General features: G+C 44.5%; 19 protein-coding genes, 1 tRNA gene and 3 rRNA genes. 9 read left to right on the top strand and 14 right to left on the bottom strand.

The window, feature by feature from the left end:
- Nucleotides 1–54: 54 nt before the first annotated feature.
- Nucleotides 55–273, top strand: a complete 219-nt coding sequence (infA, locus tag E4N66_RS05190) for a translation initiation factor IF-1 (RefSeq protein ID WP_016523428.1) — start codon at nt 55–57, stop codon at nt 271–273.
- Here the strand turns inward: infA and E4N66_RS13005 are convergent.
- The 6 genes from E4N66_RS13005 to E4N66_RS05160 all read right to left on the bottom strand — a co-directional run bounded on the left by E4N66_RS13005 (nt 270) and on the right by E4N66_RS05160 (nt 6,025).
- Nucleotides 270–806 (bottom strand): DnaJ domain-containing protein, encoded by a 537-nt coding sequence (locus E4N66_RS13005; protein ID WP_044015916.1) that lies wholly within the window; start codon nt 804–806, stop codon nt 270–272. The genes infA and E4N66_RS13005 overlap by 4 nt on opposite strands.
- A gap of 4 nt (nt 807–810) precedes the next feature.
- The gene (pyrH, locus tag E4N66_RS05180) at nt 811–1,497 is read right to left on the bottom strand and encodes a UMP kinase (RefSeq protein ID WP_253729222.1); all 687 of its coding nucleotides are present in this window, start codon (nt 1,495–1,497) and stop codon (nt 811–813) included.
- A gap of 135 nt (nt 1,498–1,632) precedes the next feature.
- Nucleotides 1,633–3,309: a transglutaminase domain-containing protein gene (locus tag E4N66_RS05175; protein WP_253729221.1), complete on the bottom strand. Its 1,677-nt coding sequence runs from the start codon at nt 3,307–3,309 to the stop codon at nt 1,633–1,635.
- Nucleotides 3,306–4,019 carry an anti-sigma factor family protein gene (locus tag E4N66_RS05170; protein ID WP_044015910.1) on the bottom strand — a complete coding sequence of 238 codons (714 nt, stop codon included), beginning with the start codon at nt 4,017–4,019 and terminating at the stop codon, nt 3,306–3,308. Before E4N66_RS05170 ends, E4N66_RS05175 begins: the two co-directional genes overlap by 4 nt.
- Nucleotides 4,003–4,545 carry an RNA polymerase sigma factor gene (locus tag E4N66_RS05165; protein ID WP_044015908.1) on the bottom strand — a complete coding sequence of 181 codons (543 nt, stop codon included), beginning with the start codon at nt 4,543–4,545 and terminating at the stop codon, nt 4,003–4,005. Before E4N66_RS05165 ends, E4N66_RS05170 begins: the two co-directional genes overlap by 17 nt.
- 16 nt (nt 4,546–4,561) lie before the next feature.
- Nucleotides 4,562–6,025 carry a cysteine--tRNA ligase gene (locus E4N66_RS05160; RefSeq protein ID WP_253729220.1) on the bottom strand — a complete coding sequence of 488 codons (1,464 nt, stop codon included), beginning with the start codon at nt 6,023–6,025 and terminating at the stop codon, nt 4,562–4,564.
- Between the two features lie 270 nt (nt 6,026–6,295).
- Between E4N66_RS05160 and murB the strand changes: the two genes are divergently transcribed.
- The 4 genes from murB (at nt 6,296) to E4N66_RS05140 (ending at nt 9,822) form a co-directional block, all read left to right on the top strand.
- Complete coding sequence (gene murB / locus E4N66_RS05155; RefSeq protein ID WP_253729219.1) at nt 6,296–7,264, top strand: UDP-N-acetylmuramate dehydrogenase; 969 nt, start codon at nt 6,296–6,298, stop codon at nt 7,262–7,264.
- A gap of 105 nt (nt 7,265–7,369) precedes the next feature.
- Entirely contained in the window at nt 7,370–8,632 is a 1,263-nt protein-coding gene (locus tag E4N66_RS05150) for a cyclic nucleotide-binding domain-containing protein (protein WP_253729218.1), read from the top strand.
- Between the two features lie 27 nt (nt 8,633–8,659).
- The gene (locus E4N66_RS05145) at nt 8,660–9,295 is read left to right on the top strand and encodes a hypothetical protein (RefSeq protein ID WP_253729217.1); all 636 of its coding nucleotides are present in this window, start codon (nt 8,660–8,662) and stop codon (nt 9,293–9,295) included.
- Nucleotides 9,296–9,312: 17 nt separating this feature from the next.
- Nucleotides 9,313–9,822: a DUF192 domain-containing protein gene (locus E4N66_RS05140; protein ID WP_253729216.1), complete on the top strand. Its 510-nt coding sequence runs from the start codon at nt 9,313–9,315 to the stop codon at nt 9,820–9,822.
- Nucleotides 9,823–10,065: 243 nt separating this feature from the next.
- On the opposite strand, the gene E4N66_RS05135 is transcribed toward E4N66_RS05140, so the two are convergent.
- The 7 genes from E4N66_RS05135 to E4N66_RS05105 form a co-directional block, all read right to left on the bottom strand.
- On the bottom strand, nt 10,066–11,229 hold the full coding sequence (locus E4N66_RS05135; protein ID WP_253729215.1) for a protein-glutamate methylesterase/protein-glutamine glutaminase: 1,164 nt from the start codon (nt 11,227–11,229) through the stop codon (nt 10,066–10,068).
- 84 nt (nt 11,230–11,313) lie between these two features.
- Nucleotides 11,314–12,132, bottom strand: a complete 819-nt coding sequence (locus tag E4N66_RS05130; RefSeq protein ID WP_253729214.1) for a CheR family methyltransferase — start codon at nt 12,130–12,132, stop codon at nt 11,314–11,316.
- Between the two features lie 69 nt (nt 12,133–12,201).
- Entirely contained in the window at nt 12,202–13,908 is a 1,707-nt protein-coding gene (locus tag E4N66_RS05125) for a DUF5312 domain-containing protein (RefSeq protein WP_253729213.1), read from the bottom strand.
- 216 nt (nt 13,909–14,124) lie between these two features.
- Nucleotides 14,125–14,239, bottom strand: a 5S ribosomal RNA gene (gene rrf, locus E4N66_RS05120).
- A gap of 95 nt (nt 14,240–14,334) precedes the next feature.
- Nucleotides 14,335–17,298, bottom strand: a 23S ribosomal RNA gene (locus tag E4N66_RS05115).
- 213 nt (nt 17,299–17,511) lie between these two features.
- A tRNA-Ile gene (locus tag E4N66_RS05110) sits at nt 17,512–17,585 on the bottom strand.
- A gap of 88 nt (nt 17,586–17,673) precedes the next feature.
- Nucleotides 17,674–19,223 (bottom strand): 16S ribosomal RNA (locus tag E4N66_RS05105).
- The 16S, 23S and 5S rRNA genes sit together here with 1 tRNA gene alongside, the layout of an rRNA operon.
- A gap of 829 nt (nt 19,224–20,052) precedes the next feature.
- Here E4N66_RS05105 and E4N66_RS05100 point away from each other — a divergent pair.
- The 3 genes from E4N66_RS05100 to E4N66_RS05090 all read left to right on the top strand — a co-directional run bounded on the left by E4N66_RS05100 (nt 20,053) and on the right by E4N66_RS05090 (nt 22,510).
- Nucleotides 20,053–20,664, top strand: a complete 612-nt coding sequence (locus E4N66_RS05100) for an HAD family hydrolase (RefSeq protein ID WP_253672515.1) — start codon at nt 20,053–20,055, stop codon at nt 20,662–20,664.
- 215 nt (nt 20,665–20,879) lie between these two features.
- Entirely contained in the window at nt 20,880–22,136 is a 1,257-nt protein-coding gene (gene pgk, locus E4N66_RS05095) for a phosphoglycerate kinase (protein WP_253729212.1), read from the top strand.
- Nucleotides 22,137–22,147: 11 nt separating this feature from the next.
- On the top strand, nt 22,148–22,510 hold the full coding sequence (locus E4N66_RS05090; protein WP_253729211.1) for a DUF1667 domain-containing protein: 363 nt from the start codon (nt 22,148–22,150) through the stop codon (nt 22,508–22,510).
- A 212-nt stretch (nt 22,511–22,722) separates the two neighbouring features.
- Here the strand turns inward: E4N66_RS05090 and thrS are convergent, their stop codons facing one another.
- Complete coding sequence (gene thrS / locus E4N66_RS05085) at nt 22,723–24,483, bottom strand: threonine--tRNA ligase (protein ID WP_253729210.1); 1,761 nt, start codon at nt 24,481–24,483, stop codon at nt 22,723–22,725.
- A gap of 143 nt (nt 24,484–24,626) precedes the next feature.
- On the opposite strand from thrS, the gene E4N66_RS05080 reads away from it, so the two are divergent.
- Nucleotides 24,627–25,670, top strand: a complete 1,044-nt coding sequence (locus E4N66_RS05080; RefSeq protein ID WP_253729209.1) for a threonine aldolase family protein — start codon at nt 24,627–24,629, stop codon at nt 25,668–25,670.
- The last annotated feature ends 48 nt before the right edge of the window (nt 25,671–25,718 follow it).

The raw sequence follows: 25,718 nt of genomic DNA, 5'->3' as shown, positions 1-25,718 counted from the left end.
TACAATTATACGCGTTATTTCAATAAAAAAGCAAGTGTTTTTTTTGGAGGAATTGTGGCTAAAGAAGAAGCAATTGAAGTTGAAGGAATAGTTAAAGAATCCCTTCCCAATACGATGTTTCGTGTTGAATTAAAAAACGGTCATGTCATTTTAGCGCATTTATCGGGAAAGATGCGCAAACATTTTATCCGCATTGTTCCCGGCGACAGCGTAAAGGTTGCGCTCTCTCCCTACGACCTTAACAGAGGAAGAATTATTTTCCGCGAACGCTAACTGCTTTTAAAAAATGACACAAATGCTATTTTCAGGTTTTTAACACCTTTCACCAGCAACGGCACACCGATAAAAAGACCTAAAAAGCCGAAGAGGTATATCACACGGAAGCTTAACAAGCCCAACCATAGATATAAGATACCGGCGAGTAAAGCGCTCAATCCTCTGCGCCGTGAAACCGGTTCGTTTTCCTGCTGTGGCGAATGGTAAAACGTCCAGTGATACGATTGACCGAACATCGGATCATCATCTTCTTCTGCGAACGGGTTATAGGTAAAAGGATTTTGCCGTGCATACTGTTGTGTATAGGCTCCGTATTGCTGCGATGCGGTACCGCCGAGGTCATAATCGGCGCGTTTCTTGGAATCGGACAATACGGAATATGCTTCATTTATCTTTTTGAACATTTCTTCGGCAGCTGCATTTCCCTGATTTTTATCGGGATGATATTGCAACGCCTTTGCGCGGTATGCTTTCTTTATTTCTTCATCGGAAGCAGTTTTCGAAACTCCCAGAACCTCATAATAATCCATACGTCTAGCCTATTGTCGTGCCTTTAAAAGGACAGCCATTTAAGATATTATCAAGATTATTCAAATCAGTACCGCCGGCGCAGATTACCTGTATCCCCGCTTTTTGAGCACGCAGACTTGCTACCGGATCAAACGGCACATTTTTGCCGGGAACCCATTCCGTACCAACCAACCGAATAAATTGCTCCCACGAAATCGAATCAATCGGTTTTGCATCAGGATTTTTCTTAGGATCGTCAGTGTATACTTTTTCGATATTGGAAAGATTGATAACCTGCTTTGCAGAAAAACGTTCCGCCAGCAAAACAGCATCGTTGTCGGTGGAAAAGCCCGGCTTCCAGCCGGCTGCTATCAATACCTGCCCGGAAAAAAGCTCCACAGCCGTAGGGTCGTACACAACGGGATTAGGACATATATCCGAAAAAATAGCTTTTAAGAGCTGCGCATTAAGCCGTGTCGCCATAATACCGATCCAATCGGCCTCATCATTTGAAGGCGTATTATCTGTAATATTTTTATATGCTTGCTGATACATTCGAGCGGGACCGCCGCCGCCGACAACTAAAATCAGTTTTCTCTCTGCCGACACACTGAGCCATCTGCGTATATGGGCGGCAAAATCCCGTAAAAAGGCTTCATCAGGCTGTTGAGGCACCACAATTGATCCGCCTACCGATAAAACACGTACCATAAAGATCCTCCTCATTCGCATTGGAAGTTTACTTTAGATCATAAAACAAGTAAAAAACACTATCAGTTATCGCCCATTTACAGGCTGTTTTACATTTTACAATGTAATAATTAATTTAAAAAAATGCAATTCTTTTTAGTACACGCCTGTTATCTTCGGGATCCGCCAGAGTGAACTGTAGCCGCTGATATTCGGCGTTGCTTCTTCCCAAATAGACCGAAAGGCATAGCTCCGAACCTTTTCCGTCGTTTTACCGTTCGGCAGCATTGGTGCTTGACTCTGATACCCACGAGAAAACGCAATATGATAGGCATCCAAATTACCGAAATACCATCTTCCCTTATCGGCGACACCGGTATCAAAAGGAATGCCGGACGCAAGGGCAGGATCAACGGGAACCCAGCCGAAACCGTTTATATAGAATGCTGCCCACCAATGCAGCACAGCTTTCTGCTCCTGATCAACCAATAGTCCGGCCGCCGGAATAGCCGGTACACCCGCAGCGCGGGCAAGCGTACAAAACAGCAGTGCAAGATCATACGCACTGCCGTTTTTCTCTTCCAAGGCAGTAAGAATAGATCGTCCCGCATCTGCCGCGCTGCTTTCCCGTGCTTTTATCTCGGAGGTTAAAAAGGTGTAGATACGCCGTGCTTTATTATAAGGGTTCGTTTCAGAGCCGACAATCTGCCGACATATCTTTTTAATTACTGCGTTATCGGCAGGAAGGAAATCATCGGATTCGGTATATGCGGCATACAAAAGCGGATTATTTTGCTCCGTCCTCCTGAGAGACGCAACATTAACATTCGTTTCAACTATACTGCGGGATACGCTGTATTCCTGCCGGATCTGTATTTTACTGCCGGATTCAACATTATGAAAACGGTAAATACTCGCACCCTGATATGAGGGTACAAACGGCTCCGGTTGGACGGAATTAATAGTAACGGTACGCTGTGTTTCCATTTTTTGCGGCAACGGTATCTGCAAAAAGAAGGTATTCGGCGTCTCTGCCAGAAAATCGGAAATTTCAACTTCGGAAACAAGACGATATGTCCTCGTATCCGTATAGGTTTTTGTACCGTATTTGTTTTTCAACCGGAACGCTACAGGATTACTCATCCCCGCTTCGGTAATAATCACGACATTTCCCGTATCCGCGGCATCGGGTACCCGTATCCGCAACTCACGATCGCTCCAAAATTCGTAATCAAAATCCGATTCGCTGCATTCGGCGCCGGTCAACACCGCTTCTTTTGCAGTATTTTGTGCGTAAATGGTATTCTGCATTCCTGTAAATAGTACAACCGAATTATTACGCGCATGACCGAAGTTTTTGCCGTGAATGGAAATCAGATCCCCCACATTGCCCGAATCGGTCTCCAAAGAGTCGATAAACGGAAGATTTTCGTCTGCGGTACGTTTTGAACTAACCGGAAAAACAGTCTGATTCACCAACATGACTGCATTTCCTTGCTTATTCTTAGTCACTACGTACAGCATATCTTCATAGAGAGTATCAGGTGCTTCAAAAACGATCCTCGTATCAGTCCATTCAATACACCGGTCGGATTTAATTCTGTCATTGCCGATCATAAGCCATGAATGGATTGAAGGCTGTCCAAAATTCTTACCTGCTACAGTAACGCGTTCACCCGGCACGGTCACTTGAGGAGACACGGCTGTAATAACATTGGAACGAATGGTAGATCGAGAAAAGAAAATAATACCGGCTACTATACCGCCGATAACAAATGAAAAAATAAGAAAGCGAAAAAAGGGATACTTTCTTATGAGATAAAAAAGCTTCATCGATTGCTTATTCTTATATTGGGATCAGCGATGATATAAAGCGATTGATACTCCGATGAAAGCGGAAACGACGAAGAAGAAATTTTAAGATCGACTGTAGATTCAACCGGCTGAAATAAATTTTCATCTTTTGAATACAAACGGGTAAATTCACCGACCGTAAAGAACTTAGCATTAGTATTCACTGCTTTAGTCGATACGGCATAGTTTTGAGTACCGCTTGTTTGGGTAATGCCGTAATCTATCTCGGTAATAGGCTTTTGTTTCTCAAGCGAAACGGGAATAATCGGAGTAAAAGAAGACTGAGCCGCAGCAACTGAATTGATAGTATGTTCTACTTTGAAGAATAATATAAGCGGCAAAAAGACAAAAACCAGAATAGCGGCTGCGGCGGCAGAAACAGGAATGCGAATGGAAGACGAAAACCACCGTTCACCTGAGCTTAATGCCCATCGCCGTTTTTGGGTTTGCGATTTATTCTGTAATACGGCATTTCGCTTTTCAAGCAATTTAGCAAAAGAATCCCCCGCATCAAACTCCGCTTCGGCCGTTGGTTTTTGCATATAACGGTGCACCATCATATATTGACCGTATATTTTTTTGCATGTAGCACATTGCTGTAAATGCTGTTCTATTGTTCCTTTCCAAGGGAACAGAATTTCACCGTCGATATAAGCAGACAAAAGATCTTTATTAGGGCATGTAGACATTATCTTCTCCTATAACTTTTGCTAAATATTCCCGTGCACGGAAAATACGGACTTTCACATTTCCTTCGCTAATACCAAGGATACGTCCAATCTCCTTATAATTCAACTCGGTATATTCACGAAGCTGTAGTGCTATCCGCAGTTTTTCAGGCAATTGCTCCAATGCATGCTGTACATCTTGAATTGTTTCATCTTTCAAGAGCGCAGTCTCACCGGAGTCTATTTTACGCTGATCTTCTTTAAAGGCACGCGTATATACTTTCCGCTCCAGCACTCGCCGTTTCGCATAGTTCAGCGCTGCATTTTTTACCACTCTGATAAGCCAATACTTTGCATCATTTAACGACGGAAATTTCATCTCCTTTTCCGTCATCTTAATCAGCGCATCATGGCACAGGTCTTCAGCAGCATCTTCTTCCCGTACAACATTATAGGCAACCTTGTACAGTGCCGGTATTACCGCATCATAAATGGTTTTAAAATCCTTATCGGAAAGCGCATCTAACGGCGCTAATTCATCAAACAACTCAGTCTCCCAAAGGTTACATCTTACGCCACAGCGTTCCGTTTGCCGTATCTTCTAAAGCAATTCCACGATCTTTCAGCACGTTACGGATTTCATCCGCCCGTTTAAAGTCTTTATTCTTTTTCGCTTCCGTCCGTTCAGCAACCAAGCGTTCGATTTCTTCTGCATTATCGACTGATTCGGTGCCGGTATGAAGCGCTTCTGCTTCTTCTATTAAATGTAAGGCAAGTACCGTATCGAAAATACGAATTAACGTAACAGCTTCACTTGCATCGAGCTCCTTATCTTTAACGGCCAGCTGCAGCACGGAAAGTGCACGCGGTGTCGAAATATCTTCTTCAAGCGCATGCACAAAGTCCGTAAAACAACCGCGTGCTTTTTCGGTATGGAGCAGCGCAATCGATTGTTCGGCTGTTAGACCGCCACAGGGGAAATCGGGAAACGTTTTTGCTTCAGTCAGCAGATTGGAAATCCTTTGTTCAAGGTTTTTACGCGCATTCTTTGCCGTTTCTATCGCTTCCCACGAAAAGGTAAGCTGACTGCGGTAATGTCCTCCCAGCAACAGGAAACGGTAATCGAGCGGCGCATACCCCGCCTCAATCACCTTATCTAAGGTGATAAAATCGCCGGTAGACTTGGACATTTTCCCCTTGTTCATCACCAAAAATTCGTTATGGAGCCAATATTTTACCCATTTTTTGCCGGTTGCCCCTTCCGACTGGGCTATCTCGTTTGTATGGTGAATACGGATGTGGTCGATACCGCCCGTGTGAATATCAAACTGCTCGCCTAGATACTTCATACTCATGGCGGAACACTCGATATGCCAGCCCGGATATCCCCTACCCCACGGAGAATCCCACACTAGAGCTTGATTTTCAAACTTGCTCTTGGTAAACCAGAGCACAAAATCATGTGGATTCCGCTTATTTTCATCAACTTCAATGCGAGCGCCTGCCTTGAGGTCTTCGAGATTAATCGACGCAAGTTCTCCATATTTTGGAAAGGTCATAATATCATAGTAGAGATTCCCGCCTGCCGAATACGTGTGTCCATTCGCTTCAATCCGTTTGATCAGCTCTATCATATCGGATACATGTTCGGTGGCCTTGCATACGACATCGGGACGGCGAATGTTGAGCCGTTCAGTATCCTTAAAGAACGCTTGAGTGTAGAAATCGGCAATCTCCAACACACTCTGTCCGCGCTCCTTCGCTGTCTTAACCATCTTATCTTCACCGTCATCGGCATCGCCCGAAAGATGACCGATATCGGTTATATTCATCACATGGGTTACCGGATACCCTAAAAAACGCAGCAGGCGCGACAGCGTATCTTGGAATACATACGCCCGCAAGTTACCGATATGCGCATAGTTATATACAGTCGGACCGCAACCGTAGAAGCCCACCTTTTTCGGATCAACCGGCACAAAGTCCTCTATTTTATGCCCCAATGTGTTATATATGCGTAAACTCATAAAAAAATCTCCTGTATGATAACCAATTGGTATTTTTCTTGCCATTTCTGAAAATACATTTTCCGTAAGCCTTTTGAAAATAGCCTGTTAAAAAACGTACATCCGTGTACGTTTTTTAACGACAAGTTTTTCTAACGAAAAACTTGCTACTGCTTGCACCCACCGCCGTCCATGGCGGTTCTGATACGTTGCGCGACAACGCAGATGCGCCGTATATTTTCAAAAGACAAGTCTTTTATAAATACCGCTGATAGTATATAGTGTTTTAGTATGTTTAATCTAGGAGAAAAAGAGAAAAAAAACAGTTTCCCTGTTAAATTCTGTGATATAATACAAAAAAACGTAAAATTGAGTTCATTTACGAGTTTCAAAATCGGTGGAAATGCCGATATATATATTAGGCCTTCATCTCAGGATGAATTGGTAGCGGCACTGATGTTTATTCATGCGGAACGCATACCGGCAATACTATTAGGCGGTGGCAGCAACCTGTTAATTCCGGATGAAGGAATACGGGGAGCCGTTATCCATACCTGTAGATTAAATAAAATCCTGCTGGAGGAATCTGCAGGCCACCTGTTTGTTCAAGCGGAAGCCGGAGCGCTCGTGCAAGATCTAACGGAATTCTGCGCGGAGCACGGCCTTACCGGGTTGGAAGATTTTGCCGGGCTTCCCGGAACGGTGGGAGGGGCAGTCTTTATGAACGCCCGTTGTTACGAAAAATCGATTTCCGATGTATTATTTTCCGTATCGGCGTTGTATTTTTCTGAAAAAGGCTGCACATTGCAGGAATATAATTGCCGTAAAGAAGATTGGGGCTATAAACAATCGCCGTTTCAACCATCAAATAAACGATATGCATCGCTCGATGGTAACCGACCGGTAATTGTTTCCGCAACGTTTGGAGTTGAACAAGGAGATGCGATACTCATCCGTAACATAATGGAGAGCCGCATTACGGACAGAACGTCGAAGGGACACTTTAAACTCCCTTCGGCAGGGAGCGTGTTTAAAAATAATCATGCATTCGGAAAACCATCCGGTCAGCTGATAGATGAGGCCGGCTTACGCGGTCTGCGAATAGGCGACGCCCAGGTGGCGCCGTGGCATGGGAATTTTATTGTGAATACCGGTTCCGCAACTGCACGGGATGTTGTGGAACTCATTGAGGCAGTTCAAAGACAGGTGAAAGATAAAACCGGTTTTGAACTTGAACCGGAGATCATTTTTGCCGGATAAAGGGGCTTACGTATATTGCAACAGCCTGGTATTATAATAAACCTGTTCGACAACGAAGTTATCGGACAGGCCTAATGACAAGCAAAAAAACAAGAGGGTAATAAAGTGCTTCAACTATCTTTTGTAAATTTTAAACGTGGGTCTTATATCCTCATTGAAGGGAAATCCGATACCGACCGTTTTTATATTATCCAAAGCGGTCAAGTACAAATTGCAAAGCAAAAAGAGGTTGTAGCGGAAGAAGAGGGAAATCTCCTCGGACCGGGCGACTTTTTAGGGGTTGTTGCCTGTATGGCACATCATAGTCAGATTGAAACGGCTATTGCAGTTACCGATGTAGTGCTTATTGCCGTTCACTATACGCAGTTTCCCGAATTGATCGAAAAAAATACCCCTATCGCAATGAAAATTATCTATTCGTTTAGTAGGAAGATGCGCTATTTGGATGAAGCCCTTACCAGAATTACCTTGAAGCGAAATATCGATACCGATATTTCCCATCTTTTTACCATCGGCGAATATTACCTTCGCATGTCGAAATTTGAGCTTGCACTATACGCCTATTACCATTACTTGAAAGAAAAACCGAACGGACAATATGCCGAAACAGCACGCAAGCGCTTTATGGCGATAAAATCCACCGGTGTCAAAGCACCGATTGAGATGCTCGAACCGGACACTAAGCAGATGGTTCGGGTGTATAACCGCGAATCAATGGTCTTCTGCGAATGCCAATCGGGAACCGAATTATATATCATCCAAAAAGGCCGAGTAAAAATTTCCAAGATTGTAGATAATAGCGAAGTATTGCTTGCAGTCCTCAGAGAAGGTGATATGTTCGGCGAAATGGCACTGCTTGAGAATAAACCGCGGTCAGCGACAGCCATTACCGCTGCAGAAGAGTGTCAACTTTTAGCGGTAAATCGGCAAAACTTCAACCAAATGGTTGCAACTCAACCCCAACTGATTGCCCGCTTAACTACTACCCTTGCGGATCGTATTTGGGCGATGTACAAGCAGCTTGCAAATACGCTCATTCCTGTTCCGCTTGAAAAGATGTACGATATGCTGAGCATTCAACTTGAAAAGCTGCGGATACAACCTGGATCAGGCAAGCAGCACACCTTTTTGTTCGGTCCTGCGGAGCTTGCAAAAATGTGCAGTATTCCTAAAGAACAGGTCGCACAAGCGATTGCCGAGTTTTTAATGACACCAATTGTGCGAAGCACCGATGACAGCATCATTATCACCGATACACTTGAGCTGTCGAAGCAGACTGCGTACTTTAAAAAGATGCAGGAAATTGAACAAGCCCGCAAGCAATCCCGTGCCAATGAACCGACCTACCGCGGAAAACCTGTCCGCTAATAGGCAAAAACACCATGAGGGTATAAGATGAAATATCTTTTATGTACGGTTGTTTTGTTTTTTGCTACCGCTGTAGTACCTTTAACAGCAGCAGAATCTTCTCCACCGCCGGCGGCGGCACAATCCGTCCACACAACTCAAACGTCTGCCGGAAATCAGGTAAAGCCGCCGACAAGAAAAAGCGAAAAACAAGAAAAAACCGCATTACCGGCCGAATACCGCAGCATCGGACTCGGCATGAACATCGATGCGGTAAAAGAGGCGCTTAAACAAGATGCGGTGTTCGGGTACCGCGGCGAACGGGATGTTTCATTACTGCCGACGGAGAACAGAAGTCTTATCGAATCGGCAGGTTCTTACTTTATCAGTAGGTCATGGTTTCAGTTTTATAAAGATAATCTCTATACAATGATCTTTAAACTAAATACCGATACGGTCGATTACTATTCGGTTTATTCCAAATTTTGTGAAAAATACGGTGAACCGGTCTCAATCAACCCACAGCGGGCTGTGTGGGAAGATGAACATACCCGTGTTGTTATCGAGCGGCCGCTTATCGTAAAATATATCGATCTTACGGTATTCAACGAATTGCTTTCTCAAAGCACTACCGAGAAAGCCACAGCCGAAACAAACCGCCAAAACTTTATCGACGGATTTTAAGCACAGGAAATATTATCATGTATTTTGATTCCATACGGAAGAGTTTCAGACATCGGGCAGTACTCTTATGCTTTCTTATCTTCGCCGCGGCTGCTGTATCTTGCACCGGCACAGACAGCCCAAAAGCCCCCCCTATAACTATCTTTATCGAATCGAAAAACACAAAAACCGCTATTCCCATTGAGGTCGAAACCGCAGTAACCGCCCAAGAGCAGCAGCGTGGTTTTATGCAGCGAAATGAGATACCGGACGGGACCGGTATGATTTTTGTTTTTAAACGAGATGAAAAATTACGGTTTTGGATGAAGGATACTCCGCACCCGCTTTCCATTGCCTTTATCGATTCAACAGGCCGTATCCGAGAAATCTATGATATGCAGCCGTTTAGCTTGGACATTACCGCCAGCACTTATTCGGTGCGCTATGCCCTTGAAGTAGCGCAAGGTTACTTTGGACGGGCAGGGATTAATGCCGGGGACAAGCTTAGTACGGAAAGCCTCGACCGCCTAAAAGCGGCAGCACAGTAATAACGCTTGTCACTCAAGATAAAAATACGATCTCAGACCATGCACACAGCATCTGTCAGAACTTTTTCATAAAAATAGAAGGTACACGTTGAACAGCTAAACTATCGCTTCGTCCCTAACTACCATTCGTCGCGGCGGACGTATTAACGAGCGAGTTTACCTTTCGGCAAAGCATCGCTCATTGCTTAACACTCTTGAGCGTTCTAAAAATACTATTTAGAACGCTTCATCTATGTATCATTATTAGGCAAACTCCCTTCCATAACGATTGATAACGGAAGCCATATTGCTTAAAGAAACCTGTTCCATAACACCGCCCATTTCATACGCAACACGGGGCATACCGTATACAATAGCAGACGCTTCATCTTGCCCAATAGTACGGGACCCTTCCTGATACAACCGTGTAAGACTTGCAGCACCGTCCTTGCCCATACCTGTCATGATAATTCCAAGTGCACGGTTTTGGAACTGTTCTGCTACAGAAGCAAATAACACATCCGCACTCGGACGATGCCCGCTTTGAGGAGGCGCATCGGAAATATGGGCAATAACTCCAAGAGGTTTCTTTTCAACTAAAAGGTGTTTTCCCCCCTGTGCAATAAGAATACGTCCCGGTTTTACAAGATCTCCTTCTTGAGCTTCTTTCACCTCCAATGGACATATCTTATTGAGACTATTCGCAAATTCATAGGTAAATCCCGGAGGCATATGCTGAACAACAACAATCGGCTGTGGAAGATTCGGATCTAATTCTGCAAACACTTCACGCAAGGCATTCGGTCCACCGGTAGAAATCCCGATTGCAATAATTTCAAGTTTTCCCGGTTGACGAACTTGCATCGGTTTTTCAGCTTTTTCCGGAGGTGCTGCAAAGGCTGAGATACCACTTGCAACCGTATGAGTTTGAGGCGCTGTTTGCAGCTGAGGTGTATGAATATAATGCGGTGCAGGAGCAGTTGAAGCAGTCTTGATACCGGCAACAGATTGCTTTTTCAATTGATATTGCCGACCATACGCTTGTAAAAATTCCACAAGCTGACTGGCAACTGTAGCTAAGTTTGCCGATTCGGATCCGGAAGGCTTAGTAACAAAATCGCTGGCACCAAGTTCCAGACAATCCATTGTGATACGGGCTCCCTCTTTTGCAATACTGGACAGAATGATGACCGGAATATCAATCTTAAGTCTTTTTCGCTCACGCAAAAACTCTATTCCATTCATTTCCGGCATTTCGAGATCAAGCACAATAATATCAGGCTGAACACGTTCCAATTTTTGTAGGGCAAATCTCCCGTTCATAGCTTTATCAGCGACAGTTAATCCGGGTGCCCCATCAATTATCTTTCCAATCAAACTCCGCATCAAGGCCGAGTCATCTACTATTAAAACTTTTATATCATCCATATTAAAACAACCTCCCGCATTTTCAGCAGATATACTAAAAATTCATATGCCCTTTTCAATACATAGTTGTAGCGATAAAGGACTCTACTTAACATTTTTTTGGTACAAGCAAGCCCATTCGGTTTTAAGAAACTCAAATTTCGTATCCATACCGAATAAAGATTCTGAATGTCCAATAAAAAGAAATGAATGAGGAGCCATCGCATCCCAGAAACGATTAATAACCGCCTGTTGTGCCGGTTCGTCAAAATAGATAATCACATTACGGCAAAAAAGAATATCAATATTATTCCTATTAGCATCATGTTTTAAATTATGATAATCAAACTTAACCATTTGCATAATCTCAGGATTTATTTGATAACCATTTCCCTGTTTAGTTAAATACTGAGCAAGATAATCATCAGGAATCCCAACTACACGGCTTTCCGGATAAAATCCTTGTTTCCCAACAACCAACGACTTAAACGACAGATCTGAAGCAAGAATATCAGCGGTGAACCCAGAAGGTAAATGCCGCTTCATAATCATAGCAATCGTATACGGCTCTTCTCCAGTGGAACACCCTGCACTCCAAATATGAATCTGCTTTTGTCCTGCAGCTTGTTTTATCTTGACAATTTCAGGAATAACATAATGAGTTAAAGCATCGAAATGAGGTTGATTTCTGAAGAAACGGGTCAGATTGGTGGTAACCGAATCCAACATAATTTTCAGCTCTTCTTTATTTGAAGTCAGAATTTTATAGTAGGCATCAATATCGTCCATTTTATTCTCTCGTAAGCGATCTTTCAAACGACTTTCTAAAATGGATCGGTTTGTTACAGAAAAAGTGATACCGCTTTCGTTATATATTAAATTTTTAAAGAGTTCAAAGTTGCGGTCACTTAAAAATTCTGCCATATATTTTCCTCCTTATAGAGTATATGTTGCTATATTTTTTTGTCAAGCAAACGGTTTTTCTATTCTGTATTACCAATCTGCTTCAATCTTATCAGCTTCCGTCAGGATGCTTGTTACTTCCTGTAATAAATTCTTTACACCTTCTACACGCTTTCTAAAGTCTGCATTGTCATTTCCTTGAATAATCAGCCAATTTAATAGCGGTGCATATACACTGCTCTTATTACCATCGATAAAACCGTTGAGCAAAGCAATCAATATTTTGAATGCATTCTGAGAAGAAGTAATAATTTGTTTAGCTTCGGTTTCAATATTTTTCATTAACGCTTCAAGGCTATTCTTACTCTTCAAACTTGCTACAGTTTTTTCTTTTAATTGGATAAATGCTGCACCGATTTCCCCCTCAGGAGATAACCGTGTTTCAAAAGTACTAATACAACTTTGCTGTTTTTCCAATGCAGTAAAGGCATTGGTATATTCTGCAAGATTCTCACGACGATAAAAATTTCCTTCCATTAACAACGTTTTTAATATCGGTTGCACAAAAGGCGGATATAATCTTGAAAAAAAAGCAGAAAGAAATCTAAATGAAAATTCACGCTTAAAACGAAGCACAAGCCATGAATCTTCCCAGGGGCGATACATTAAAGGTTCAAGCTGATCAGTTTTCAACAAATCCAGCATCTGACGGCTTAATTGAGCGCGTTTTTGTTCTGAAGCCCATAGTTGCCACCGTTCAGTAAATCGTTTTTTCCATGTTACTTTAAAGAGTTGAAACCAATCTTCCCCTCCTTCAAGGCGTTGCGGTTCCCAGTGTATCGATTTTAACGTATAACGGGCTAATTCTAAAATCGGAATTTTCACGGAAAATTCTTTAATTGCTTCCAAAGCATGAGAAGCTTGCGAAATAAACTCAACCGATTCTTCATCCATATTAACCGTTTTATCATTCAACTTATCTTGTTTTGATAACAAAAATAAAGCTTGGAGTACAACATCAGGAATTGGTTTTGTTGTACTGAGAACCGATGCAAGCATACCAATTTCTGCAGAAAGCAAATAAACGGAACAGGAAGGTTCAACAGCCGGATTTACGGTAAAACGTAAAACAGCTTTATCGATCGGCAATTCACAAAAATACCGCATCCATTCAATTGCATTAGCCGCTTGATACATTCCAGCCTTATAATCTGTCGTCATCAGAGAAAACGATTCATCAATTTTTTTTAAAAGCTCGGATCGAAGGTTTGAATTTGCCTGAGAAGTTGGAACACAGTTAAAAGGATCAGTGTTATACATTAATTTTAAATACACATCCGGTGCAACGAAAGAACTTACCAATAAGTAAAAATTTCCTTTGTCAGTATCATAAGCAGATAAAAGAGAGGTAAAAAAAAGTTGGGTTTTTCGTAATTCACGTAACAATTCATAGAAGTCCTTTGTAAAGACATTTCCTTTTATATTGATATATTGCTTGTATTCATGCTGCAAATCTTTTCCAAGACGCCGAATCAATTCTTCTTCATACACCGTTTCAATGGGTAATGACTTAAAAAAGGATTTAATGCGTAGCCATAAACGAATAAAAAAAGGTTCGTCATTTATTCGAATACTTTTTTTTATTTGAGTATCGCTTAACAATGGCTCCTTTTTAGAGTCCGTTTGTATATCTTCAGACATCTTCATATTTTCAGCAATATGTGCAAGCATTGCCTGTGCTTCTTCTGTCGAAAGGGAATCAACCAACTTATCAAATGTAGAAACTTGAGGATTCATAAGGAAAATTATATACAAAACAGATAAAAAAAACTATAGGTTAGTTCCAATTTTTTTGTTAAACAAAAAGCCTTCCAGATACTGTGTGAAACACATAAAGTGTTTTGCCTCCAGATTACACCTTTAAAAGGCGAATAGCTTTAAAACACCCCTTAGGGCAAAACAATAGTCTACTTCCGACGCTTTTTAAGCGACGATACCGGTTAAATAAAAAAAGCCCGGCAGCTACCTACTTTCCCACTCTGGATGAGCAGTATCATCGGCGTAATGAGAGCTTGACTTCCGTGTTCGGGATGGGAACGGGTATGACCTCTCCACTATGGCAACCGGGCAATAAAAGACGCAACAAAAAAGAAACGAAATTTATTAAATAAAGGGACAGGAAAGAAAGAGTAAGGAGATAAAGAATAAAGAAGAGAAGATAATATGGTCAAGCCTCACGACTTATTAGTATTGCTCGGCTATAACACATTACTGTGCTTAGACCTGCAACCTATCAACCTTGTAGTGTGCAAGGAGTCTTTAGCGGGGTTAAACCCCGAGGGATATGTAATCTTGAGGCGGGCTTCCCGCTTAGATGCCTTCAGCGGTTATCCCTTCCGAACGATAGCTACCCAGCACTTACCCTTGGCAGGATAACTGGTACACCAGAGGTTCGTCCACTTCGGTCCTCTCGTACTAAAAGCAGCTCCTCTCACATATCCAACGCCCATAGCAGATAGGGACCGAACTGTCTCGCGACGTTCTGAACCCAGCTCACGTACCGCTTTAATTGGCGAACAGCCAAACCCTTGGGACCTACTTCAGCCCCAGGATGCGATGAGCCGACATCGAGGTGCCAAACTTTCCCGTCGATGTGAACTCTTGGGGAAAATCAGCCTGTTATCCCCGGAGTACCTTTTATCCGTTAAGTGACGGCGCTTCCACTCGCTACCGCCAGATCACTAAGACCTACTTTCGTATCTGCTTGAGCTGTCACTCTTGCAGTTAAGCCTCCTTGTGCCTTTACACTCACTGCGTCGATTTCCAACCGACGTGAGGAGACCTTCGCGCACCTCCGTTACATTTTAGGAGGCGACCGCCCCAGTCAAACCGCCTGCCTACCACTGTTCCTATTCCGGCTTCACGGAACAGGTTAGAAACCTAATTCATCAAGGGTGGTATTTCACTTGGCAACTCCACTCACCCTAACGAGCAAGCTTCATAGTTTCCCACCTATTCTACACATGATAAACCAAGTCCCAATAGTAAGTTACGGTGAAGGTTCACGGGTCTTTCCGTCTAACTATGGGTAACCGGCTTCTTTACCGGTATATAAATTTCACCGAGCCTCGCGTTGAGACAGTGCCCAGATACGTTACACCATTCGTGCGGGTCGGAACTTACCCGACAAGGAATTTCGCTACCTTAGGACCGTTATAGTTACGGCCGCCGTTTACCGGGGCTTCAATTGACAGCTTCGCATTACTGCTAACCGCTCCTCTTAACCTTCCGGCACCGGGCAGGTGTCACCACCTATACGTCTCATTACTGATTCGCAGATGGCTGTGTTTTTGATAAACAGTCGCCTGGGCCTGCTTTATGCTACCTCCACTCATTACTAAACAGAGGCCACACTTTTCCCTAAGTTACGTGTGCATTTTGCCGAGTTCCTTAACGCGAGTTCTCTCGAGCGCCTTAGATTTCTCATCCTACCTACCTGTGTCGGTTTACGGTACGGTCTTTTATAACCTAGCCTTAGACAGTATTTCCCGGCACCATGACTTACCCCGCTTCGCTTCTCTCATCGATCCACTCGCTGTCGCCTCTCACCTTGGATAGCGGATTTACCTACTATCCTTTATAACGGCTTGAAAGCTTCGACCGGAACAACCGTTCTCCGGCCGGGGGTCGCCTCATGCGTCCTGCCATCGAAATTATAAAAGGTATCGGAATATGAACCGATTTCCCATCGACTACGGCTTTCGCCCTCGCCTTAGGGGCCGACTAACCCTGGGCAGATGACCTTTACCCAGGAAACCTTAGGTTTTCGGCGGAAAGGAATCTCACCTTTCTTTTCGTGTACTTATACCTGCATTCTCTCTTCCATCCCCTCCAGTGCCCCTCTCAGGTACACCTTCATCAGTCCATGGAATGCTCCCCTACCGCCTTACACTTAAATCGTGTAAGACCCGTAGCTTCGGTATACTGCTTAGCCCCGTTACATTATCTGCGCATGTATACTCGACCAGTGAGCTATTACGCACTCTTTTAAGGAATGGCTGCTTCTAAGCCAACCTCCTGGCTGTCTTTGTATCCACACTTCATTTCACACTCAAGCAGTATTTCGGGACCTTAGCTGACGGTCTGGGCTGTTTCCCTTTTGACTACGAACCTTGTCGCACGCAGTCTCACTCCTATACGTTGATTACCGGCATTCAGAGTTTGATTGGGTTTGGTAGGCGGTGAAGCCCCCTAGTCCATCCAGTGCTTTACCTCCGGTAATTTTGTATAAGGCTGTCCCTAAAGGCATTTCGGGGAGAACCAGCTATTTCCAGGTTTGTTTAGCCTTTCACTCCTAGTCACAAGTCATCCAAACCTTTTTTAACAGATTGTAGTTCGGTCCTCCACAGCGTTTTACCGCTGCTTCAACCTGCTCATGACTAGATCACTCTGGCTTCGGGTCTACGACATGCAACTTTACTTCGCCCTATTCAGACTCGGTTTCCCTCCGGCTCCGGAACTTCTATTCCTTAACCTCGCTGCATACCGTAACTCGCAGGCTCATTCTACAAAAGGCACGCTACCACCCATAAAGGGCTGTAACATCTTGTTGGTTTATGGTTTCAGGTTCTATTTCACTCCCCTCACCGGGGTTCTTTTCATCTTTCCCTCACGGTACTTGTCCGCTATCGGTAGCCAACTCGTATTTAGCCTTGGATCGTGGTCGACCCGGATTCCGACAGGATTTCTCGTGTCCCGCCGTACTCAGGTACTGCACCGGCAAGATGAATGCATTTCGTATACGGGGATTTCACCCTCTCTGTCAGGCTTTCCCAAAACCTTTCTACTATACATTCACTTTATCACTTGCTGTACGTAAGCCCGTGCAGCCCTACAACCCCCGTTTAACGGGTTTGGGCTCTTCCAATTTCGCTCGCCACTACTTTCGGAATCTCTTTTGATGTCTTTTCCTTGAGTTACTTAGATGGTTCAGTTCACTCAGTATCGCTTTACCTCTCTATTTTATTCAAGAGCGTAATGATAGAATCTCTCCTATCGGGTTACCCCATTCGGCAATCTCCGGATCAAAGGATATGTGCTCCTCCCCGAAGCTTTTCGCAGCTTATCACGGCCTTCTTCGCCGGTTGGCTCCAAGACATCCACCATAAACCTATTCTTCGCTTGACCATATTATGTTCTCTTCTTAAAACAATCGTCTATTCAACAACCGTTAAGAACTTTTCTCTTCACCTTATTTTCTTCTACTCTCCAGTTAATCACTTCTCTAACAAAGCAACTCACCTTTAAGTAGTCTTTCTTTCCCTTCCCTAGCTTTTCAAAGATCTTTCCGTAATACCATTTTTAGTGATATTACTATCAGCTATTCACTCAGCTGTAAAATGGGCCTGATTAGAGTTGAACTAATGACCCCTTCCTTATCAGAGAAGTGCTCTAACCAACTGAGCTACAGGCCCGTATAGAAAAAAGAGAGGGAAAGAAGAGGAGATAAGCGGAAGCTTTGTGTACAACCAACAAAGCATTTAGTATTTACCTTTCTCTAAGAAAGGAGGTGATCCAGCCGCACCTTCCGGTACGGCTACCTTGTTACGACTTCACCCTCCTTACCAAGCGTACCTTCGGCACCGTCCTCCTTTGCAGGTTAGACAAGCGACTTCGGGTACCCCCAACTCGGATGGTGTGACGGGCGGTGTGTACAAGGCCCGGGAACGTATTCACCGCGCCGTGCTGATGCGCGATTACTAGCGATTCCAACTTCATGAAGTCGAGTTTCAGACTTCAATCCGAACTACGATTGCTTTTTTGCGGTTTGCTCCACCTTACGGTCTCGCTTCGCTTTGTAGCAACCATTGTAGCACGTGTGTAGCCCTGGACATAAGGGCCATGATGACTTGACGTCATCCCCACCTTCCTCCGATTTGTCATCGGCAGTTCCGCCAGAGTCCTCAAGCTTTACCTGTTAGTAACTGGCAGTAGGGGTTGCGCTCGTTGCGGGACTTAACCCAACACCTCACGGCACGAGCTGACGACAGCCATGCAGCACCTGTCTAGCAGGGTATTGCTACCCGGCCTTATCTCTAAGACCTTCTACTAGATGTCAAACCCAGGTAAGGTTCCTCGCGTACCATCGAATTAAACCACATGCTCCACCGCTTGTGCGGGCCCCCGTCAATTCCTTTGAGTTTCACCCTTGCGGGCATACTCCCCAGGCGGTACACTTATCGCGTTTGCTTTGGCACTGAAGCTCTTGCCCCAACACCTAGTGTACATCGTTTACAGTGTGGACTACCAGGGTATCTAATCCTGTTCGATCCCCACACTTTCGCATCTCAGCGTCAATTATCGGCCAGAAACCCGCCTTCGCCACCGGTGTTCTTCCAAATATCTACAGATTCCACCCCTACACTTGGAATTCCAGTTTCCCTTCCGTAATTCAAGTTGTGCAGTACCCAATGCTATTCTGGGGTTAAGCCCCAGGATTTCACACCAGGCTTACACAACCGCCTACATGCCCTTTACGCCCAATAATTCCGAACAACGCTCGCCCCTTACGTGTTACCGCGGCTGCTGGCACGTAATTAGCCGGGGCTTATTCGTCGATTACCGTCATCAGATGAGCATTCCCTCTCACCCTTATTCTTCATCAACAAAAGGATTTTACAACTTTTCAGCCTTCTTCATCCACGCGGCGTCGCTCCGTCAGACTTCCGTCCATTGCGGAATATTCTTAGCTGCTGCCTCCCGTAGGAGTTTGGGCCGTATCTCAGTCCCAATGTGTCCGATCACCCTCTCAGGCCGGATACCCATCGTCGCCTTGGTGGGCCTTTACCTCACCAACTAGCTAATGGGACGCAAGCTCATCCTCAAGCGAAGCCGTAGCTTCCTTTCCTCAACATCTCTTGTGAAATGCCGAGTGTATTCGGTATTACCTGCTATTTCTAGCAGCTATCCCCATCTTAAGGGTAGATTACCCACGTGTTCCTCACCAGTCCGCCACTCTAGGAGAGAAGCAAGCTTCTCTCTTGCCGTTCGACTTGCATGCTTAAGACGCGCCGCCAGCGTTCGTTCTGAGCCAGGATCAAACTCTCCATTATTTTATTTCAAACACCCCGAAGGGCGTCTGATATTCATAATTTTGAAAGCAAGTCCCGTTTCTTTTATTTTAGGAACGTTGACCTTTAAGAGAAAGAAAATAATAATGCAAAGCAATTATTCATTGCCCTGCACACTCTCTTTCTCTTGATTCTTTGTTCTACGCTTATTTCCTTACCAAAGATTTTGCTCTTTGGCTTTTTCTTCTTTCCCTTCCCTTTAATTTCAAAGACCAGCTTGCTTAATCGAAGCCCTGCTTTAGAGCGCCGCAAGCGAAAAAGAATGTATCACAAAACACTCAGTCTTGTCAAGCACCTTTTTCTTTTTTTATTTATTTTTTTTAGTTTTTTTTTCACTCAATTCAGCAAGCGTTATAAACTAAAAAACATAAAACAACATCTTAGTGTCACTGCTCACAAAGCATATCAGCATTAAAAAAATCAACCGATAGACCGTATCAGCATGAGGAGTTTATACAACTGTACACTATCTAATAATAGAAGAAACCAGCAAAACCCAAACACTTTTATGTTTATTGCCTGCTGTTACTGCATAGCAGGTAACAAATGCAACGGAAAAGATAGTATCACACATTTTGCTTTTCTGTCAACACCTCTATATGTTTTTTTATTTAATAACCGCAATCTTTCGAAATAATCAGATGAGAACTTATCCACTATTCACATCATCATATTTCAGTATATTGTTCAAGAAACCTCTAAAAACCTATTCGCAATCCGCAAGGCAGGCAATTTAATGCATTTCCTACAGAACAAGCCGATCGACTTGCAGTTTTTGGAGATACCTCAGGAGTTACCTTAGGAGTTTCTTATGATTAAAGCACTGATTTTGGATTACGGTAATGTAATTTCTTTAACCGACACGAAAGCTATCGATGAAGCAATGGCTGCTGAAACCGGTATTCCGGTGGAAGCATTTGGAAATCTTTACAGTACACACCGCAGCGATTTTGATCGCGGTATCATCAGCGGTGAGGAAATGTACAGCCGCTTACTGCACAATAACGGTTATGAAGAAGCCGCTAAAGATGCCGGACTACTGAAAAAAATGGTGGATATCGATTTAGCCGCTTGGAGAACTTTAAATGACGCTGTATGCGATTGGGCATTGAACATACAAAAGCAAGGCTTCAAGCTGGGGATTCTTTCCAATATGCCGTATCAATTTTTAGATCGATATGAAAAAGAAATTCCTCCCTTTGTGGCCGCCGATTACGCATGCTTTTCATGCCGGTTACATCTGATAAAACCCGAACCCAAAATTTATCGCAACTGTCTTGAAGGATTAGGCATCCGTGCAGATGAAGCTGTTTTTTTCGATGACCTGGAACGGAATATCGAAGCAGCTCAAAAACTTGGGTTCCGCGCATTTGTATGGACGGGATTGGTGCAAGCGCAGAAAGATTGGCTTTCTTGTCTGTAAGACTGTCCAATTATCATTGTAAGAGGACAATACTGTCAAAAAAACACACTAAAATTATTGGAAGGAAGCAGCCCTCGGTCATTGTTGCATTTTTTTATATAACAGAGTATATTTTTATCGGATATAAAACTCTTGGTAAGTACTATCATTTTGGAAGACGAGGGGTCGGCTAAACTGAGATGCAAACGCCGCCCCTAATATAACGGAGGAATACAATGGTTAAAACGGTAAGAGATGTAGATCTTCACGGCAAACGTATTATCATGCGGGTCGATTTTAATGTTCCGATGAAGGACGGGGCCGTACAGGACGATACACGAATTGTCGCAGCATTACCCACTATCAAATATATTTTAGAGCAAAAGCCGCGCTCGCTGGTGTTGATGAGCCACCTCGGCGATCCTGCCAAAGATTCAAAGAAAGCTGCCGAAAAAGCGGCTAAGGATGGTAAACCATTTGATAAAGAGGCCTACATTGCCGGTAAGCATAAGATGAAGCCGGTAGCTGCCTATTTGGAAAAACTGTTAGGTATGCCTGTCCGGCTTGCCGATTCCTGCAAGGGACAAAAGGCGGTAGTCGATGCACTTCCCGAAGGCGGTATCTTGATGCTTGAGAATACGCGCTTCCATCCCGAAGAAACCTCGAAGGACACTGCAGAACAGGAAACACTTGCCAAAGAGCTTGCCTCCTACGGCGATGTATACGTCAATGACGCATTCGGAACTGCACACCGTGCTCATGCTTCTACGGCAACCATCGCGAAATTTATGAAGGTAAAAGTTGCCGGTTTTTTAATGGAGAAAGAAGTTAAATATATTGAACCGATGGTAAAAAATCCGCCCAAACCGATGGTCGCCATCATCGGCGGCGCAAAAGTTTCTTCAAAAATTGCCGTACTGGACAGTCTTTTGAAAAATGCCGCTGCGCTGATTATCGGCGGCGGTATGGCGTATACCTTCCTTAAAGCGCAAGGCCATTCAATCGGGAAGTCCTTGGTAGAAGATGATTTTATCGACACGGCAAAGAAACTTTTGACCGATGCAAAGGCAAAGGGTGTTAAAATAATCCTGCCGACAGATCATATTTGCGCCGCCTCTTTTGCCGCCGATGCAAAACCGGAAAGCGTGGACGGCTGTGATATTCCCGATTCGCTTATGGGAATGGATGTCGGACCTAAAACCATCGCGTTATACAAGGCAGAAATCTTAAACGCAAAGTCCATCGTGTGGAACGGCCCGGTCGGCGTGTTTGAATTTGAAGCTTTCTCCCACGGAACAGAAGCGGTTGCCCGCCTTGTGGCCGAAGCGACCGGAAAAGGCGCAGTAACGGTAGTCGGCGGCGGGGATTCCGTTGCGGCCGTCAACAAGTTCCATCTTGCCGATAAGATGAGCCACGTATCTACCGGCGGCGGCGCCTCACTCGAATTCTTGGAAGGAAAAACCCTGCCCGGAATCGCCTGCCTCGATGCATAAACAAAACAGCGATGGAAGAATTTACCTGTGTTTCCTGTCCTATGGGCTGTAGGCTCCGAGCAATCGAAAAAGACGGCGCCTACACAATAGAAGGATATAGCTGTAAACGAGGACTTGAGTACGGCTTGCAGGAAATGAAAGATCCTCGAAGAAACATCAGCTCGACGGTGCGCATTGAAAACGGTTTTTTAGCGGCGCTTCCCGTTAAAACCGCTGCGCCTATTCCGAAAGGTATGATTTTTCAGGTGATGGAAGAGATCAACAAAATCAGGGTAACGGCGCCGGTAAAGACAGGAGCAGTCATTATTCCCGACGTGCTGCATACGGGCATCGACATTGTCGCAACCCGCGATATGCCATGCCGCGTTGAGTAGTGTATGATGCGGCAGTGCCGATTTTGACACGCCGCTCAATCACGAGCCTTTAACAAAACGGCCGGTAATTCTTGCTGAATTACCGGCCGTTGTCATTTATACATACTAGACCTGTTCGATAACTTCGTTGTCAAACAGGTCGAACATCTCTAGGGCATCTGAAAAAACTCAGGTATCGCTTTTAGAGATGCTTCATCAACATGGCTTTCCTGTTAAAATTCCGCGCTTGTTGCAACGGTGTCGGTTTTGAGTTTTAAGAAAGCGGTAAATTCATCGACGGACATCGTTTTTTGCGCTCCTTTCAAAAGCCGGACGGTAACACTATTGTTCTGCCTTTCCTTTTCGCCGACAACAAGCTGATACGGAATTTTTTGTTCCTGATACTTCCGTATCTTCGCATTCATACGGTCGGTATCAATATCAGCCTTTACGCGGAAGCCGGCTTTTGAAAGAGACGCCGCGATACTCTCGGCATATTCGTTAAATACGGGAGCAACGGGAATAACCATTGCCTGCACCGGAGAGAGCCACGGAGGCAACGCACCGCCGAATTGTTCAATCAAAATACCGATAAACCGCTCCAGTGAACCGAGCGCCGCCCGGTGCAGCATGACGGGCTGATGCTTTTGGTTATCCTCTCCGATATACTCGGCATTCAGCCGGTCTTTAGAGGGCAGTTGATAGTCGGCTTGTATGGTGCCGCATTGCCATTCTCGGCCAAGCGCATCGACAAGCGTAAACTCCAACTTCGGCCCGTAAAAAGCTCCTTCTCCGGGGGCAATCTCGTATTCAAGTCCCGCGGCTTTACACGCTTCCGCAAGCGCGTTCTCTGCCCTATCCCACGTTGCATCATCGCCGACCCGTTTTTCAGGCCGCGTGGAAAACTTAACGAGTATGACTTTATCGTCAAAGCCGAAATCCCGATAGAGCGACTTGAGCAGGTTACAGAACTTACAAACCTCGGAGGAAATCTGTTCTTCCGTACAGAAAATATGCGCATCATCCTGCACAAAACCGCGCACCCGCATAATACCGTGCAACGAACCGGAAGGCTCATTCCGCGTGCAGGAGCCGAACTCCGCAATACGCAGCGGTAAATCACGGTAGCTTTTAATTCCCTGTTTAAAGATTTCGACATGCCCCGGACAGTTCATCGGTTTAAGCGCAAACACCCGTTTTTCGCTTTCGGTGATAAACATATTTTCCTTGTATTTTTCCCAGTGCCCCGACCGAAGCCAGAGACTCTGCGGCATAACAAAGGGGGTGTTTACTTCGACATAGCCGTCCTCTTTAATCTTTTGGCGTACATGCTGTTGCACAGTTAAATAGAGCGTCCAGCCGTTCGGGTGCCAGAATACTTCACCGGGATTGTCTTCTTCGATATGGAACAAATCAAGTTCCCGTCCTATCTTGCGGTGATCGTTTTTCTCCGCTTCCGCCTGCATAGTCAGATATGTTTTAAGGTCATTGGGTGTTTCCCATGCCGTACCATAGATACGGGTCAGCATCGGCCGTTTTTCATCGCCGCGCCAATAGGCGCCCGCAATTTTTTGCAGCTTAAAACTTTGCGCGTTAATTTCTTTTGAATTGGCAACATGCGGCCCTCTGCATAAATCGAAAAAATTACCCGATCGATAAATCGAGATTTCCGCATCTTGCGGTAGGTCATTGATAAGCTCGCATTTATACGGCTGGTCTTTAAAAAGCTCAAGTGCTTGTTGCCTACTTACGACTTCTTTTACAAAGTTCTGCGGAGTTGATAAAAGACGGCGCATTTCTTTTTCGATACGAGCAAGATCATCCTGCGTAATCGATGTCGGGAGGTCAAAGTCATAATAAAACCCGTGTTCAACAGCAGGGCCAATGGCTACCTTTGTTCCGGGAAATAAATTCATAACGGCTTCCGCCATTATATGTGCAATACTGTGCCGTATTAACGGTAATTTTTCCGATTTCGGTAATGAATAATTCATAAGACCTCCCAAGATATCCAATATATACAATAAAAGAAAGCATATCGCCGAATTTTTAGACTGTCAAGATACCATAAAACTGTCTGCATAAATGCGAGTCAAAAAATCTTGCAGAAAAATCTGTTATCCGATAATCTTACAGCATGGAAACTCAACACAAACTTTCTTTTGCTTCGGATTATATGGAAGGGGCGCATCCTGCGATTATCCAGCGCCTTGTACAGACAAATATGGAACAAACGGCAGGATACGGTACCGACGAATACTGTGAGCGGGCACGTGCCCTTATCAGAAAAGCGTGCGAATGCCCTGAGGCGGCGGTGCATTTTCTTGTCGGCGGTACTCAGACAAACGCAACGGTTATCGATGCACTCCTTAACCGGTATGAGGGTGTTATCTCGGCACAGACCGGGCATGTTGCCGTACACGAAGCGGGAGCGATAGAGTTCGGCGGGCATAAAGTACTCACCCTTACCTGCGACAAAGGTAAAATCACCGCTGCATCGGTTAAGCAGTATCTACAGGATTTTTATGCTGACGGAAACTATGAGCACATGGTTCATCCGGGAATGGTGTATATCTCGCAGCCGACTGAATACGGAACGCTCTACAGCAAGCAAGAACTGAGTGCAATCAATACAGTGTGCCGTGAGTATCATATTCCGCTGTATGTTGACGGAGCGCGGCTTGCGTATGCGCTTGCTTGCAAAGAAAACGATATAACGCTTGCCGACCTTGCAGCACTCTGCGATGTCTTTTACATCGGCGGCACGAAATGCGGCACACTCTTCGGCGAAGCGGTTGTTATTCCCGATCCGAAACGTAGCTCACATTTTTTTACCATTATGAAACAACACGGCGCGTTACTCGCAAAAGGCCGCTTACTCGGTATTCAGTTTGAAACACTTTTTACCGATGACCTGTATCTCCGTATCGGGGAAAATGCGATCCGAGCCGCCGATACCATTCGTACCTTTCTTGACTCTCACGGGTATGAACAATATTTTATGGCGCCGACAAATCAGATTTTTATCGTCCTTGAAAATACACGCTATGCAGAGCTCTCAAAAAAAATCACATTCGGTTTTTGGGAAAAGAAAGATGGTTCGCACACTGTTGTCCGCATCGCAACCGACTGGGCAACCACGCCCGAAAACGTAGAAAAACTCTTACAAGCGCTTGCATAAACGACAAAGGTCTATATAAAAAAGTCAATTGGATTTTTAGAGATGCGC

The sequence above is a fragment of the Treponema sp. OMZ 857 genome (assembly GCF_024181085.1).
Lineage (GTDB): Bacteria > Spirochaetota > Spirochaetia > Treponematales > Treponemataceae > Treponema.
The sequence above is the reverse complement of the archived record's forward strand: the minus strand, read 5'-3'. Positions and strand labels throughout refer to the sequence as shown.

Bases quoted from the DNA above. Each gene is read 5' to 3' on its own strand.
- E4N66_RS13005 (WP_044015916.1), bottom strand. From the start codon at position 806: ATGGATTATTATGAGGTTCTGGGAGTTTCGAAAACTGCTTCCGATGAA.
- pyrH (WP_253729222.1), bottom strand. From the start codon at position 1,497: ATGGTACGTGTTTTATCGGTAGGCGGATCAATTGTGGTGCCTCAACAG.
- E4N66_RS05175 (WP_253729221.1), bottom strand. From the start codon at position 3,309: ATGAAGCTTTTTTATCTCATAAGAAAGTATCCCTTTTTTCGCTTTCTT.
- E4N66_RS05170 (WP_044015910.1), bottom strand. From the start codon at position 4,019: ATGTCTACATGCCCTAATAAAGATCTTTTGTCTGCTTATATCGACGGT.
- E4N66_RS05160 (WP_253729220.1), bottom strand. From the start codon at position 6,025: ATGAGTTTACGCATATATAACACATTGGGGCATAAAATAGAGGACTTT.
- murB (WP_253729219.1), top strand. From the start codon at position 6,296: ATGTTTAATCTAGGAGAAAAAGAGAAAAAAAACAGTTTCCCTGTTAAA.
- E4N66_RS05145 (WP_253729217.1), top strand. From the start codon at position 8,660: ATGAAATATCTTTTATGTACGGTTGTTTTGTTTTTTGCTACCGCTGTA.
- E4N66_RS05140 (WP_253729216.1), top strand. From the start codon at position 9,313: ATGTATTTTGATTCCATACGGAAGAGTTTCAGACATCGGGCAGTACTC.
- E4N66_RS05135 (WP_253729215.1), bottom strand. From the start codon at position 11,229: ATGGATGATATAAAAGTTTTAATAGTAGATGACTCGGCCTTGATGCGG.
- E4N66_RS05130 (WP_253729214.1), bottom strand. From the start codon at position 12,132: ATGGCAGAATTTTTAAGTGACCGCAACTTTGAACTCTTTAAAAATTTA.
- E4N66_RS05125 (WP_253729213.1), bottom strand. From the start codon at position 13,908: ATGAATCCTCAAGTTTCTACATTTGATAAGTTGGTTGATTCCCTTTCG.
- E4N66_RS05100 (WP_253672515.1), top strand. From the start codon at position 20,053: ATGATTAAAGCACTGATTTTGGATTACGGTAATGTAATTTCTTTAACC.
- pgk (WP_253729212.1), top strand. From the start codon at position 20,880: ATGGTTAAAACGGTAAGAGATGTAGATCTTCACGGCAAACGTATTATC.
- E4N66_RS05090 (WP_253729211.1), top strand. From the start codon at position 22,148: ATGGAAGAATTTACCTGTGTTTCCTGTCCTATGGGCTGTAGGCTCCGA.
- thrS (WP_253729210.1), bottom strand. From the start codon at position 24,483: ATGAATTATTCATTACCGAAATCGGAAAAATTACCGTTAATACGGCAC.
- E4N66_RS05080 (WP_253729209.1), top strand. From the start codon at position 24,627: ATGGAAACTCAACACAAACTTTCTTTTGCTTCGGATTATATGGAAGGG.